The organism is Streptomyces sp. NPDC127068, assembly GCF_042724695.1.
GTDB lineage: Bacteria > Actinomycetota > Actinomycetes > Streptomycetales > Streptomycetaceae > Streptomyces.
The window spans coordinates 13,974-27,931 of sequence record NZ_JBHXEN010000080.1; the positions used below are offsets into that span (position 1 = coordinate 13,974).

12 protein-coding genes and 1 tRNA gene are annotated in these 13,958 nt (G+C 69.2%); 9 read left to right on the forward strand and 4 right to left on the reverse strand.

Annotated elements, in window-relative coordinates:
• Nucleotides 1–172: 172 nt before the first annotated feature.
• Both ACFWIA_RS32880 and ACFWIA_RS32885 read left to right on the forward strand, forming a co-directional pair.
• Nucleotides 173–1,120, forward strand: coding sequence for a beta-ketoacyl-ACP synthase III (locus ACFWIA_RS32880; protein ID WP_385491131.1), 948 nt, complete (start codon nt 173–175; stop codon nt 1,118–1,120).
• 187 nt (nt 1,121–1,307) lie between these two features.
• Nucleotides 1,308–1,395 (forward strand) — tRNA-Leu (locus tag ACFWIA_RS32885).
• A 154-nt stretch (nt 1,396–1,549) separates the two neighbouring features.
• On the opposite strand, the gene ACFWIA_RS32890 is transcribed toward ACFWIA_RS32885, so the two are convergent.
• Both ACFWIA_RS32890 and ACFWIA_RS32895 read right to left on the reverse strand, forming a co-directional pair.
• A complete protein-coding gene (locus ACFWIA_RS32890) occupies nt 1,550–3,097 on the reverse strand; it encodes an amino acid adenylation domain-containing protein (protein WP_387010920.1) in 1,548 nt (515 codons plus the stop codon).
• The gene (locus ACFWIA_RS32895; RefSeq protein WP_387010921.1) at nt 3,097–4,254 is read right to left on the reverse strand and encodes an acyl-CoA dehydrogenase family protein; all 1,158 of its coding nucleotides are present in this window, start codon (nt 4,252–4,254) and stop codon (nt 3,097–3,099) included. Before ACFWIA_RS32895 ends, ACFWIA_RS32890 begins: the two co-directional genes overlap by 1 nt.
• A 63-nt stretch (nt 4,255–4,317) precedes the next feature.
• Here ACFWIA_RS32895 and ACFWIA_RS32900 point away from each other — a divergent pair, with 63 nt between their 5' ends.
• The 6 genes from ACFWIA_RS32900 to ACFWIA_RS32925 all read left to right on the forward strand — a co-directional run bounded on the left by ACFWIA_RS32900 (nt 4,318) and on the right by ACFWIA_RS32925 (nt 9,809).
• Nucleotides 4,318–4,635 (forward strand): acyl carrier protein, encoded by a 318-nt coding sequence (locus ACFWIA_RS32900; RefSeq protein WP_387010922.1) that lies wholly within the window; start codon nt 4,318–4,320, stop codon nt 4,633–4,635.
• Between the two features lie 59 nt (nt 4,636–4,694).
• Nucleotides 4,695–6,008, forward strand: a complete 1,314-nt coding sequence (locus tag ACFWIA_RS32905) for a condensation domain-containing protein (RefSeq protein WP_387010923.1) — start codon at nt 4,695–4,697, stop codon at nt 6,006–6,008.
• A gap of 96 nt (nt 6,009–6,104) precedes the next feature.
• Nucleotides 6,105–6,899 (forward strand): ABC transporter ATP-binding protein, encoded by a 795-nt coding sequence (locus tag ACFWIA_RS32910; protein ID WP_387010924.1) that lies wholly within the window; start codon nt 6,105–6,107, stop codon nt 6,897–6,899.
• Nucleotides 6,900–7,017: 118 nt separating this feature from the next.
• Nucleotides 7,018–7,854 carry an ABC transporter permease gene (locus tag ACFWIA_RS32915; protein ID WP_387010925.1) on the forward strand — a complete coding sequence of 279 codons (837 nt, stop codon included), beginning with the start codon at nt 7,018–7,020 and terminating at the stop codon, nt 7,852–7,854.
• A 15-nt stretch (nt 7,855–7,869) separates the two neighbouring features.
• The gene (locus ACFWIA_RS32920) at nt 7,870–9,144 is read left to right on the forward strand and encodes a sensor domain-containing protein (protein ID WP_387010926.1); all 1,275 of its coding nucleotides are present in this window, start codon (nt 7,870–7,872) and stop codon (nt 9,142–9,144) included.
• Between the two features lie 20 nt (nt 9,145–9,164).
• A complete protein-coding gene (locus ACFWIA_RS32925; protein WP_387010927.1) occupies nt 9,165–9,809 on the forward strand; it encodes a response regulator in 645 nt (214 codons plus the stop codon).
• A gap of 41 nt (nt 9,810–9,850) precedes the next feature.
• On the opposite strand, the gene ACFWIA_RS32930 is transcribed toward ACFWIA_RS32925, so the two are convergent.
• The gene (locus tag ACFWIA_RS32930; protein WP_387010928.1) at nt 9,851–11,080 is read right to left on the reverse strand and encodes a cytochrome P450; all 1,230 of its coding nucleotides are present in this window, start codon (nt 11,078–11,080) and stop codon (nt 9,851–9,853) included.
• A gap of 10 nt (nt 11,081–11,090) precedes the next feature.
• Nucleotides 11,091–11,795, reverse strand: a complete 705-nt coding sequence (locus tag ACFWIA_RS32935) for a class I SAM-dependent methyltransferase (protein WP_387010929.1) — start codon at nt 11,793–11,795, stop codon at nt 11,091–11,093.
• An 863-nt stretch (nt 11,796–12,658) separates the two neighbouring features.
• Here ACFWIA_RS32935 and ACFWIA_RS32940 point away from each other — a divergent pair.
• Nucleotides 12,659–13,958 (forward strand): condensation domain-containing protein (locus ACFWIA_RS32940; protein WP_387010930.1); only part of this gene is annotated, 1,300 nt, incomplete at its 3' end.

A 13,958-nucleotide genomic window follows, 5' to 3' on the forward strand; every position in this document is an offset into this window, starting at 1 on the left:
CGTCCGGTGCCGTCCCGTCATTCTTCCGCACGAGGGGCGACCGCCGGCCTGGGGTCATGATCGGAGCCAACAAGACGTACGGCCGATTCCTGTCGCTTTACTCGTCCGCATATTGGCGGGTCGCTCCCCAGACTGGAACTTCCGTGATCTCACCGGAACCCGAGGGGGACTCTTGCAGGGCACGCGCATCGCGGCGCTGGGTCACTACCAGCCGGCCGGCGTCCTCACCAACGAGGACCTTGCGGGCATGGTGGAGACCAGCGACGACTGGATCACCTCCCGCGTCGGCATCCGCACCCGGCACATCGCCGGACCCGAGGAGCCCGTGGACGAGCTGGCCGCGCACGCCGGGGCCAAGGCCCTCGCCGCGGCCGGTCTCACCCCCGCCGACGTCGACCTGGTGGTGGTCGCCACCTCCACCGCGATCGACCGCTCCCCGAACACGGCCGCCCGGGTCGCCGCCCGCCTCGGCATGCCCGGCCCCGCGGTCCTCGACCTCAACGTGGTCTGTGCCGGCTTCACCCACGCCCTCGCCACCGCCGACCACACGGTGCGGGCCGGGGCCGCCACCCGCGCCCTGGTCATCGGCGCCGACAAGATGACCCAGATTGCGGACTGGACCGACCGCACCACCTGCGTCCTCGTCGGCGACGGCGCCGGCGCGGCGGTCGTGGAGCGCTGCGCGCCCGGCCAGGAGCCCGGGATCGGTCCGGTGCTGTGGGGTTCGGTGCCGGAGATGGGCAACGCGGTGCGGATCGAAGGCACCCCGCCGGTCTTCGCCCAGGAGGGCCAGAGCGTCTACCGGTGGGCCACCACCCGGCTCCCGCCGCTGGCCCGGCAGGCGTGCGAACGCGCGGGCATCGCCCCCGCCGACCTCGCGGCGGTCGTCCTGCACCAGGCGAACCTGCGGATCATCGAGCCGCTCGCCGAGCGGATCGGCGCGGTGAACGCCGTGGTCGCCCGCGACGTCGTCGACTCGGGCAACACCTCGGCGGCCAGCATCCCGCTCGCCTTCTCCAAGCTCGTCGAGCGCGGGGAGATCACTTCGGGGGCGCCCGTCCTGCTCTTCGGCTTCGGCGGGAACCTCTCCTACGCGGGACAGGTCGTCCACTGCCCCTGACCTCGTCGGCCCGGGGGTTCGGAGGGTCGGGGACGGCTGTCGGTGACGGGCGGTCACCTGGTGTGACGGTCCGGGTGCTGGTCGTCTCCCACCCCTCGGGCCTGCGGATACGTGGGTGAAACGCACTCCGAAACCTTGGTATTGTTGTCCATGTCGCCGCGGGGAACACCCCGCGAACACCACACCGGTCCGGGTGGCGGAATGGCAGACGCGCTAGCTTGAGGTGCTAGTGCCCTTTATCGGGCGTGGGGGTTCAAGTCCCCCCTCGGACACCAGCAGGGACGTTCACGAGATCGTTCCGAAGCGTTCACGAAGTACCGGTCGAGTCATGTGACTCACCGGTACTTCGTCGTTTCTGGGGCCTCGTGCCTCGTGATCGGCTCGATGAGCCCTGGTGGAGGGGCGGATCGAACTGCCCCTCCATCCGACCTACCGACCGGTGTCCTCGGTGTCGTGGGCTGAGCCGGTCCCGGCTTCGTGGGCCCGAGCGAGCTCGGCCAGCGCGCGGCGGTCGACCTTGCCGTTGCCAGTGCGCGGCAGCCTCGGCAGCACGTGCACCAGGTCGACGATGGCGTGCCGCGGCAGCAGGGCCGCGCTGTGGCGCTTGAGGTCCAGCAGGGACGGGGCGAGGTCGCGGGCAGGCACCAGGAAGGCCACCAGCGTGGCGTCGATGCTGTGCCCGACGACCGTTGCCGCGGCCTCTGCCACTCCGTCGTGACTCTGCAGCGCGGCCTCGATCTCGCCGAGCTCGATCCGGTGGCCGCGGACCTTGACCATCGCGTCGCGGCGGCCGACGTACTGGAAACCCCCGTCTGGGAGAACCTGTGCGATGTCCCCGGTGGGGTAGCTGTCGCCGGCCAGGGGCGGGCGGCCCCAGTAGCCGAGCATGACGGTCGGGCCGGAGACGATCAGCTCGCCCTCCTCGCCCGGTCCGACGGGCCGGCCGTCGGGGCGCACTGCCGTCACCGTGTCGCCGGAGCACATCCGGCCGATGGGCACCGGTACGGTCCGCTCCGGGTCGATCCGGTCGACCTCGTGGTAGGTGCAGACATTGGTCTCGGTCGGCCCGTACAAGTTGAGGAACCTGGCGTACGGCAGGTGCGCCCGCAGTCGGCGCAGCGGGTCGACGGGGAACGCCTCGCCCGCGAACAGCACCGCCCGCAGGGTCGGCACCGAGGTCTCCAGCAGTTCGCCGTGCCGCATCATGAGCAATAGTGCGGCCGGCACCGAGTACCAGACTGTGATCTCCCGCTCGGTCAGGAAGCGGACGAGCTCGCGCGGGGCGTAGGCGGCGTCCTGCGGCACCAGGTGCACCGAGGCACCTACCGCGAAGGCGACGTACAGGTCGAGCACCGACAGGTCGAAGTGGAGCGGGGCGTGGTTGGCGAACCGGTCCGCCCCGCTCGCCCGTAGTTCGACGGCGGCCCAGTCGACGAAGGCGAGCGCATTGCGGTGGCTGAGGCAGACGCCCTTCGGGTCACCGGTGGAACCGGAGGTGTAGAGGATGTACGCGAGGTCGTCCTCGCCGCGGGCGGGCTGCGGCAGCGGCGTGGCGAGCGGCTCGGGTTCGGCCTGCGGGACGTGCTGCCAGGGAGAGCCCTCGGGCCAGGCGCTCAGGAGCGGAGGCTGCTTGCCGAACTCGTCCAGTTTCTTGGCCCGTTCGGGTGCCGCGACCAGGGCGGTGGGGGCGCAGTCGGACACGAGGGAGGCGATCCGGCGCGGCGGGGCGTGCGGGTCCAGCGGGACGTAGGCGGCGCCGAGACGCAGGACGGCCTGCATCGTGGCGACGGCCGCCGCCGACTTGTCGAGCCAGATCCCCACACGGTCGCCCTCGCGCACCCCGAGTGCGGCCAGCGCCAAGGCGATGCGGTCGGCCCACCGGTCGAGGCGGGTGTAGTTGAGTTCGCCGTCCGGGCCGACGACGGCGAGGGACTCGGGGGTGCGCAAGGCGGAGTCCCGCACGAGCTGATGCAGCATCACAGCCCCATCTCCACAGCGACGATCTCTCGCTGCAGCTCCGAGGTGCCAGAGAAGACGGTGGAGGGCAGGGCGTCGCAGAGCGCGACGTCGATGCCGGTCTCCTCCAGGATTCCTGCGCCGCCGAACAGGTGGACCGCCTCCAGCGCGGTCTGCACCGCGTTCTCGCTGATCGCGATCTTCGCCATGCTGACGTCGAGGACGGCGCGGATGCCCTGGTCGAGCCGCCAACAGGCCTGCCAGAGCAGCAGCCTGGCCGCTTCCAGTCGAATCCGGGCGTCGACGAGTCTGTGTGAGACGGCCTGGTTGGTGCCGATCGGCCGCTTGAACTGCCGCCGGGTGGTGGCGTGTTCCACGCAACGGTCGATCAGCCGTTCCGTCCGGCCGTTGTAGGCGGACAGCAGGCAGGTCCGTTCCCACTGCATCGAGCGCTGGAAGATCGCGGCGCCGTGGCCCTCCGGGCCGATCCGGTGCCCAGCGGTCACCCGACAGTCGTCGAGGACGACCGGGCCGGCCGGGCAGCTGCGCAGGCTCGCCTTGGGCATCGGCTCTCCGGCACGGAGGCCAGGGGTGTCACGCTCGATCAGAAAGGCGCTGATGCCCAGGTGGCCCAGGGACGGGTCGGTGACGGCGTAGACGACGAAGACGTCGGCCACCGGACCGTTGCTGACGAAGGACTTGGTGCCGTTCAGTACGTAGTGGTCGCCGTCGCGCACCGCGGTGGTGCGCATCGCGTTCACGTCGGAGCCGGCCTCGGCCTCCGAGACGGCGTTCCCGGCGATCCACTCCCCGGAACAGAGCCTGGGCAGCACCCACTCCCGCAGGCCGTCCTCGGCGAACTCGGCCACGGGGATCGCGCACGCGAAGGTGTGCGCGCAGGCGGCGAACACCAGCCCCAGGTCCGGCGCGCCCCGGCCGAAGGCGTCCACCAGTCGGGCGGTCTCCAGGGCGCCGTACCCGGAACCGCCGTGCGCGCCGGGAATCGGCAGCACGAGCAGTCCGAGCTCGGCGACCGACTGCCACTGCTCCCTGGTGTAGTAATCCTCATCGGGCCGGGGCCACGTGCTCAGCTCGGTAACGATTCGGTCATGCCTGTCTTGAAGAGTCGTATCCCAGTGAAAATCCATGAAAGCCCATCCGCTTTGTCGGCACGCCATGGGGTCAGGCAGCAGGCGGAAAAGCGACCCTTGACATGCGTCGCGCGTAATTAGTATGGTGAGATGATTCTCTATCAAACTAGACGGGGGATACAAGGGAGAATGATGACGGATGCCGAGATTTTTGACGATATCAAGGCGTTCATCGAAGATAAAGGACTCATGGGGCAGGGAACGATTGAGTCGGACACTCCGCTGTTGGAGTGGGGAATTCTTGACTCGCTGACGCTAGCACGGCTCACCGCCCACGTGGAAGCCCGCTATGGAATTGCCGTCCCGAGCGGCGTCAGTTTCGGAGAACGCTTTCGCAACCTGAACAGTATCGTTGAGTTCATTGACGAACTGCATGCGGACGCCGATTCTGCCGGCGGGCTCACCTGATCTGGTCAACTCCTGTACCAGTGAAGGCAGTCGACGTCGACACTCGATAAGGATGTGCGATGAGTGCGCGTTTACCGCTGTCCGCCGCCCAAGCCGGCGTGTGGGTGGCCCAGCAGCTCGATCCGGGCGACCGGTCGTTCAACATAGCCGAATTCTGTGAAATACGCGGCGACCTTCAGCCGGAACTTTTCGAGAGAGCTGTCCGGGAAATAGTCTCGGAGACCGAGGCGCTGCGTGCGAGATTCGGCATCGACGAAATCGGGCTCGGCCAGTTCATTACCGACCCGGCGGACTGGTCGATGAGTCACGTCGACGTCTCCGGAGAAGCCGACCCGAATGGCGCAGCACATCGGCGGATGGCCGCCGAGCTGGCCCGGGAATACGATACGGAAACCGGCCCTGTTTTCTCGTCGGTGCTTTTCCGGGTGGGGCCCAAACTCTTCTACTGGTATCGCGCGGCACACCATGTGGCGGTCGACGGATTCGCGCTCTCGCTGATCGCGGGCCGGGTCGCCGGCATGTACACCGAACTGGTCACCGGGCGCCCCCGGCAGCAGCTGCCGCCGCACTCGCTACGGGACGTCGTCGAGGACGACGCCCGCTACCAGTCCTCCGCGGAGTTCGAGCGCGACCGTGAATTCTGGCTGGAACGGCTCGCGGGACTGCGCGGCCCGGTCAGCCCGGTCGACTGGAAGCCGTCCGGCAACCGCGACTCCATTCGCACCGGACGGCAACTGCCGGCCGAGCAGGTCGACCGGCTGCGCGCGCTGGCCCGCCGGGCGCAGGCGACCTGGCCGGAAGTCGTCATCGCGGCGGTCGCCGTCCATCTGCACCGGGCCACCGGGGAACGAGACGTGCTGATGGGCCTGCCAGTGAGCGGGCGGGTCACTCCGATGCTGCGGTGCGTTCCCTCGATGCTCACCAACGCCGTGCCGCTGCGGCTCGCGATCGCCCCCGAAGCCACCCTTTCCAGTGTGATCCGCCACACCGCAGGGGAGTTGGAGCTGGCCCGCGAGCATCAGCGCTATCCGCAGGAGCGCCTGCTGCGGGAGCTGCCCGCCATCCCGGACGGCCGACGCCAGTTCGGCGTGGACGTCAACATCATGGCGTTCAACTACAGCTTCAGCTATGCCGGTTGTCAATCGGTCACGCACAACCTGCGCAGCGGTCCGGTGGAGGACCTCACGGTCAACGTCTACGACCGGCTGGACGGCACCGGCCTGTGGATCGAGTTCGATGGCAACGCAGGGCTGTACGGGCCCGCCGAACTGGCCGAGCAGCTCGACCGCTTCGTCGAGCTGCTCGGACGGTGGTCCGCGGAGGACGCCGACCGGACGATCGAGGCACTCCAGGGACCGTCGCATGAGCCCTGACCGGGCACGCCCGTACGAAACCCCGTGCTGGCCACACCCCCGGAGTGGTGGCAGCACGCTCCTGCGGGGACGGGCGGGTTCCGCACACTTGAGGGCATGGAGACGATCAGCGACACCGGCCGGCCCCCGGCCATCGAGATCCGGAACTTGACCCGTCGTTACGGCGGTCGGGCCGTGGTGAACGACGTGAGCTTCAGCGTCGTGCCCGGTAAGGTCACCGGTTTCCTCGGCCCGAACGGCGCCGGCAAGTCCACCACCATGCGACTGCTGCTCGGTCTCGAACGCCCGGATCTGGGAACCGCGTTGATCAACGGACGCCCGTACGCCGACCTCGAACGTCCCATGTTCGAGGTCGGCGCGATGCTGGAGGCCAAGTCGTTCCACAAGGGCCGCTCAGCCCGTAACCACCTGCGCGCGCTCGCGCAGTCGCACGACCTGCCGGACGAGCGGGTCGACGAGGTGATCGCCACCGTTGGCCTGGGCAGTGCCGCCGGGCGCCGGGCCGGCGGCTTCTCCCTGGGCATGGCCCAGCGCCTCGGCATCGCCGTCGCGCTGCTGGGCGACCCCGACATCCTCGTGCTCGACGAGCCGGTCAACGGCCTCGACCCCGAGGGCATCCTGTGGATCCGCAACCTGATGAAGTCGCTGGCTGCCGAAGGACGCACGGTGCTGGTCTCCTCGCACCTGATGAACGAGATGGCGGTCACCGCCGAGCACCTGCTGGTCATCGGCAAGGGCCGGCTGCTCGCCGACTGCAGCACCCTCGAGTTCATCGAGAGCCACACCGACCCCGAGGTCTACGCGGCGACCCCGGCGGTCGCCCGGCCCGGAATGCTGGAGGAGGCGTTCATGCGGCTGACCTCCTCCAGCGCCGAGTACACCGCCACCTGATGAAGGCCCGGCCCCGCTGCCCGCGGCAGCGCCCGCCCGGCCCCACCCGGCAGTCAGTCCGCCGGCCCCTCCGGGGCCGGCAGGAGCAACCACTCACGAAGGAGAACCTCCCACCATCATGGCCGCTGTCGCCGTCGACCGACCCGGTGTCCGACCGCCCCGCCCCGCCGGCCCGCCGGGCTTCAAGGCCCTGCTGCGCAGCGAGCGGACCAAGCTCACCAGTCTGCGTTCCACCTGGTGGTCGCTGACCGCCATGATCGTGCTGAGCCTCGGCTCCACCCTGATCGTCACGGCCGTGATGACCTCGCGCTGGCACGGCCTGGACGAGGGAGCCCAGGCCCAGTACCGCGACGACACGATCGGGATGGTCCTCCAGCCGGGCGCCCAGTGGGCCCAGGTGGCCGCCTGCGTGCTGGGCGTCCTGCTGATGGCCTCCGAGTTCTCCACCGGGATGATCCGCTCCACGATGCTGGCCGTTCCGCGGCGCACCCCCGTACTGGTCGCCAAAGCGGTGGTCTTCGGCGCGGCGCTGTTCGTGGTCGCCCAACTGATCGCCGTGCCGTCCGTTCTCATCGGCGCCACGCTGACCAACGACCACGCCTCGCTCTCACTCGCGGACGCGACCACTCTGCGGGCACTGCTCGCCTTCGGCGTCTACATCGCCCTGACCGGTGTCATCGCGGTGTCGATCGGCGCCCTGGTGCGCCACCCGGCCGGAGCCATCAGCCTGGTCCTGGGCCTGCAGTTCATCCTTCCCGGGGTGCTCGGCGTGCTGCCCCTCGACACCGGGAAGTACCTCTCCGGGGCGCTGCCCCTCAACACCAGCGTGATGATGAGCACCGGGGCGAACCCGGCGCTGGTCTACACCCCCCTGCAAGGGTTTCTGATCATGCTCGCCTGGACGGCGCTGCTGGTCGTGGCCGCCGGGCTCTCGCTCAAGAAACGCGACGTCTGACCGGCCGGGGAACCCGTGGGACATCACCTGCTCCGGGAACCGCTGGCGGCCCGATCCTGGCGGGAGTTGACGTACTCCCTGCTGGGGCTGCCGCTGGCGGTTCTCGGGCTCGCCGTGCTGCTGCTGCCGGGGCTGGTCGTCCAGTTCTCGGCGGGCATCCTGGTCGTCCCGATGCTGCCCGTCTACCTCACCCTGGCGCTGGCACTGGGCCTGCTCCAGCGACTGCTGGCCCGCTTCCTGTTGGATCTGGAGATACCCGAGCCGGCCAGGCCGCGGCGCCGCCCCGGGCTGCTGGGCCTCCTCGCGTATCACCTGGGCGACCCGGCGAGCTGGCGGGCCGTCCTCCAGCTGCTGGTGCGCGTCCCGCTGGGGACCGCCCAGTTCGTGCTGGGCTTCGGCTGGTGGGCCTGCGGCGCCCTGCTGCTGGCCCACCCGCTGCTGTGGTGGATACTTCCCCGCACGTCGCCCCCGACCGGCTGGCTGTGGCCGCTCGGCTCGTACGGCGGCCGGCCGTGGGCCCAGGACGTGGCGGTGCAGTCCGGCGGCCTGCTCATGCTGCTCGCCGCGCCCTGGCTGACCCGCCTCCCGATCGCTGTGGACCGGCTGCTGTTGCCGCCGCTGCTCGGGCCCTCCGCGGTCGCCCTGCAACACGCCCACCTCGTCGAGAGCCGCGAGCACGCCATCAACCAGGCGGCGGCCACCCTGCGGCGCATCGAGCGCGACCTGCACGACGGCCCTCAAGCCCGGCTCATCGCCCACGGAATGCGGCTGGGACAGGCCGAGTCCAGACTCGTCCGGGGCGACCAGGAGGCCGCGCTGCAGGTGCTGCGGGAGTCGCGGCAGGAGACCCGCGCCATCGTTCAGGAGCTGCGCGAGTTGGTCCTCGGCATCCACCCGCCCGCCCTGGACTCCGGACTGGCCGCGGCACTGGCCACCCTCGCGGCCCGCGCCCCGGTGCTCACCACGGTCCAGGTGGATCTCGCGAACCGGCCCCCGGCGGCGGTGGAGACCATACTTTACTTCGCCGTGGCCGAGCTGCTGGCCAACGCGGGCAAGCACAGCGGCGCCGGGAGCGCCGCTGTGACCGTGCTCTCCATCGGCGGCGACCTGCGCTGTCTGGTCACTGACGACGGGAGGGGCGGCGCCCGTACGGACGGCGCGGGCAGCGGTCTGCGTGGACTGGCCGAACGGGTCCGCACCATGGACGGGGAACTGACCGTCGACAGCCCGGCCGGCGGCCCGACCACCGTCACGATCGACCTGCCCGGCTCGATGTGGCCCAGAAGATGACAAGTACTTCGAGGAGTGGGATGCGAGTAGTGATCGCGGAGGACATGGCCATCCTGCGGGCGGGCCTGGTCCAGCTGCTGGAGGACGAGGGCCACGAGGTCGTCGCCGCCGTTCACGACGCCGAACGGCTCAAAGCAGCGGTCGCCGAGCACAACCCGGACGTGGTGGTCTCGGACATCCGGATGCCCCCGACCCACACCGACGAGGGGCTGCGCACCGCCCTCGAACTGCGCCGCGAAGCACCCCGGTTGCCGGTGCTGATCTTCTCCCAGTACGTGGAGGCCCGGTACGCCGCCCGGCTGCTGGGCAGCGGCTCCGCGGGAGTCGGCTATCTGCTCAAGGAACGGGTCCTGGACGCCCAGGACTTCGTCGACGCACTGGGCCGGGTGGCGGCGGGCGGCACCGTGCTCGACCCGGAGGTGGTGGCCCAGCTGGTCGGTGCCAGCCTCAGCCGGAGCGCGGTCGACACGCTCACCCCGCGCGAGCGGGAGGTCCTGGGGCTCATGGCGGAGGGCCGCTCCAACGTGGCCATCGCGCGTCAACTGGTGTTGAGCGAGCGGTCGGTGGAGAAGCACGTCGCCAACATCTTCACCAAGCTGGACCTGCCGGTCTCCGAGACGGACCACCGCCGAGTGCTCGCGGTGCTGCGCCACCTCGGGTCGTGAGCACCCGGCGCGGACACGAACCCGGCCGGGTCCCGGCCGGGTCACCGCGGTGTCATGGCCACCGGCAGGCTGCTCATGCCGACCAGCAGGTTGGAGTAGACCCGCCGCGGCTCGCCGTTCGGCTCCACGGACGCCACCAGGTCGCGCAGCGCGGTGAGCATGGCGGCGATCTCGGCCCGCCCCAGGTAGGCACCGACGCAGAAGTGGGGACCATACCCGAAGGCGATGTGCTTGTTGGGCGTACGGGTCAGGTCGAAGCGCATGGGCTCGGCGAAGACCGTCTCGTCCATGTTGGCTGAGCTGTTCCACAGCGTGACGATGTCGCCGGCCCTGATCACCTGCCCGCGGTCGCCGACCGGAATGTCCTCCAGGGCGGAGCGGCCGAAGTGGATCGCGGGGGTCGTCCAGCGCAGGATCTCCTCCACGGCGGTGGAGATCTCGACCCGGCCGCTCTGCAGCGCTGCGAACTGCTCCGGGTGCTCGATGAAGGCGCGGACGGCCCCGGTCATCGAGAGCCGGCTGGTCTCGTCGCCGCCGAGGATCAGGCTGTAGCAGTTGACGACGATCTCGTCCATGGTGAGCGGCCGGCCCTCCAAGGTGCCGGTCGCCAGCACACTGATCGCATCGGTGCCGGGGTTCCTGCGGCGCTCGACAGCAAGCGTTTCGAAGTAGGCGAGGATGTCGTTGCGCGCCTGCCAGGCGACCGCAGGGGACTGCACCGCCCCGTCCGAGCCGAGAGCCGCCTCGGTGTACTCGAGCACCATCGGACGGTCCTCCTCGGGTACGTCCATCAGGTCACAGATCGCGTTGAGCGGAATGTGCGCGGCGACGTCCTTGGCGAAGTCGCACTCCCCGCGTTCAGCAGTCTCCTGCACCAGCTTCCGGGTGGCCGCCTCGATGTTCGCCACCACGCCGGTCAGCACCCGCGGCGAGAACGCCTTGAGGAGGAGCTTGCGCAGGTCGGCGTGGCGCGGGCCGTCCGTCACGGCGGCCATCATCCCCGCGGCGGAGTCCCCGCCGAGCAGCAGCGCGCCGAGGACGTTCCCCTTCTCCGAGGTGAGCCGCCGGTCGCGGTAGAGCTCCGAGACATCGGTGTGCCGGCTCACCACCCAGAAGCCCTCGGCGCCGCCCACCGGACGGTGCCGATGGAACGGCTGCTCGTGCCGCAGCCGCTGCCACACCCCGGTGAGGTCGTACTCGGCGTGGGTGCGCGGGTCCGTCAGGTCCAGGACGTCGATCGCCCCGGGATCGAACGTGCTCAGGCTGGGCATAAGAAGTGACTCACCTTCGGTCCCGTGGGTTGGTGTAGAGCCGGGCCTCGAAGTACTCGCTGTCCGGCGAGGCGAGCGTGCAGCCGAGCTGCGACCACGACTCGCGTCCCGCCAGGACGGAGACGAGCGCCGAGGCCACGAAGCACAGCACGGCGGTCCGCGGGGCACGGGCGAGGGACGCCTCGATGTTGTCGATGACCCGCTCGGCGACGGCCGTCGAGAACGGTTCGTAGAAGTAGAAGAATCCGGCATCGTCGGGAATGTCGAACTCCCGGGCGTCCTGGCACACGACCTCGAAGGTCTGCGGGCTGCCGGATACCTCGGAGTACTGCCCGATGTTCTTCCGGGCAGTTTCGCAGAGCTCGGCGGAGAACTCCACACCGATGATCCGGCGGAAGGGGTAGTCGGCTGCCACGAGCAGGACGCGGCCCTTTCCGGAGCCGAAGTCGACGAACGACATCGACTCATACCGGACGTTCGCCGCCGAGATCACCTGGCGGATCGTCTGGACCGGTGTCGGGGAATAGCGCGAGTTGTTCACCAGGGTACTGTCATCGGCCTCCCGGATTTCCCAGGGCTCCACTGGCCGACTCGTCTCGACGCCGAACAATGCGTCGAATCCTTCGGTGTCGTCGATTTCGGCCAATTCGATGTCGAACCGCTGCTGCATCGCCAGCAGATCGAGTGCGCTGCTTCTGGCGTTGTTCTCCAGCATGAATCCTTGCACGTCCCTCGGGGTCGAGCGGGATGCGGCCCCTGCGGCATCCCGCGGCAGTCGACAGGGCGGTCCCCTGGGCTGACGGTCGACTGTGGTCGTGGTTGACGGATCGTCAGCAGCCCCAGCAGGTAAGGCACTTGACCACGTTAGGCGATCTCGACGTACTGATCTATGACCTGGATCACCCCGGCTGAAACGCATGTTCGGCGGGGGGCGACCCCAGCACCCCTGCCATGGACCGGGAGGGGGCGGACTCCGAGCGGCCACCGGCACAGTGCCGTCCGGCCGGCCCGCGCGAAGCCTTCGAGGCGAACAACGAAAGCGGCTGAGCTGTAGCGAAGTGGCCACGAGGAAGCAGTTTCAGACGGATCGTCAGCAGGCGAGCCGGACGGTAGAACTTGCCTTGACGCGCTCCGGCTCGGTTGATTTAATCGCGCTGTGATCCTAAGTGCTAGGCACATCAAAACGCACGGGGGCGATGATGGAACAGCACGTTCGACGCAGATGTAGACGGGCCGTATCCCCGATTCATGCAGGCTCATCGCTGAACTCTCTCTCCTGAGTTTCCAGCGACCTTCCGCGTGACGCAGGCGGCCAGCCGCTTCCCTGCATAAATTCACTTGACTCAGGCGTCTTTGTTTCGCCTGGATGGCGTCGTACTCACGCGCACCCATTCCCGAGGTCCTCGCCGCGGTGCCGTCGGCACGCCTATTTTCTGGCGGATTCCGATCCATGCCGTCCGCGCTCGATCGGCTTGCCTGCATGCCCTTTTGGCGTACGCAATCGCTTTTCCTCGATGACTTGGCCAGACGACTACCGGCTGCCGTGACCGGCGTCGGGCAGGAAGAAGGAAGCACATCGTGATCCCGTTGTCCTATGCGCAGCGCCGGCTCTGGTTCCTGCACAAGCTCGAAGGTCCGTCGGCCACGTACAACATGCCGCTGACGCTGCAGCTGACGGGCGAGGTCGACGAGGAGTCGCTGCGTACGTCCATCCACGATGTGATGGAGCGTCATGAGTCCCTGCGTACCGTCTTCCCTGAGGTCGACGGCGAGCCGCGCCAGGTGGTGCTGGATTCCGCAGACTTCCCACTCGCTTGGGAGAGTCGGGAGATCGGGGAGGAGGAACTTGCCGGCGAGCTGAAGGCGCTCGCGCGTCACACCTTCGACCTCTCCTCCGATGTGCCCATCAGGGCCTGGTTGTTCCGGCTTCGGCCCGACAAGTGCGTCTTGATGCTGCTCATGCACCACATCGCCGGCGACGGCTGGTCGATGGGCCCGCTGGCCCGCGACGTGCTGGAGGCGTACACCGCCCGAGTCGAGCGGCGCTCCCCCCAGTGGCCCGAGCTGCCGGTCCAGTACGTCGACTACACCCTCTGGCAGCGCGAACTGCTCGGCGACGAGTCCGACCCGGACAGCGTCTTTTCCCAGCAGGTCGCCTACTGGGTCGATCGGCTCGCGGGTCTGCCCGCCGAGGTGACCTTCCCCGCCGACCGCCCTCGACCCGAACTGGCTTCCTACGCGGGCGCCCAACTGCGGTACGAGCTGGACGCGGAGCTGCACCGGCGGCTGGTGGAGCTCGCCCGCGGTTCCAACACGACCGTCTTCATGGTGCTGCAGGCCGGCATGGCGGCGCTGCTGACCCGCTTGGGCGCGGGTACGGACATCGCGCTGGGCAGCGGTGTCGCCGGCCGCACCGACGAGGCGTTGGACGATCTGATCGGATTCTTCGTCAACATGTTCGTCCTACGTACGGACGCCTCGGGCGATCCGGCGTTCGAGGAACTGCTCGGACGCGTACGGGCATCCAGTCTCGCCGCGTACGAGCACCAGGACGTGCCCTTCGAGCGCCTGGTGGAGCTGCTGAACCCGCACCGCACCGCGGCCCACCACCCGCTGTTCCAGGTCGCGCTGGTCCTCCAGAACGCGCCGACCGAGGACTTCCAGCTTCCCGGTCTTCAGGTACAGGCGGACGTCGTCGGCTCCGGAACCTCCCGCTTCGACCTGCTGTTCTCCCTCAGCGAGCACCACGATCCGACGCGGGGCCCGATGGGCGTCGAGATCCACGTCGAGTACTCGACCGACATCTTCGACCGTTCGACGGTCGAGGGTGTGTTGGCGCGGTGGGTGCGGTTGCTGGAGCAGGTGGTGGTGGACCCGT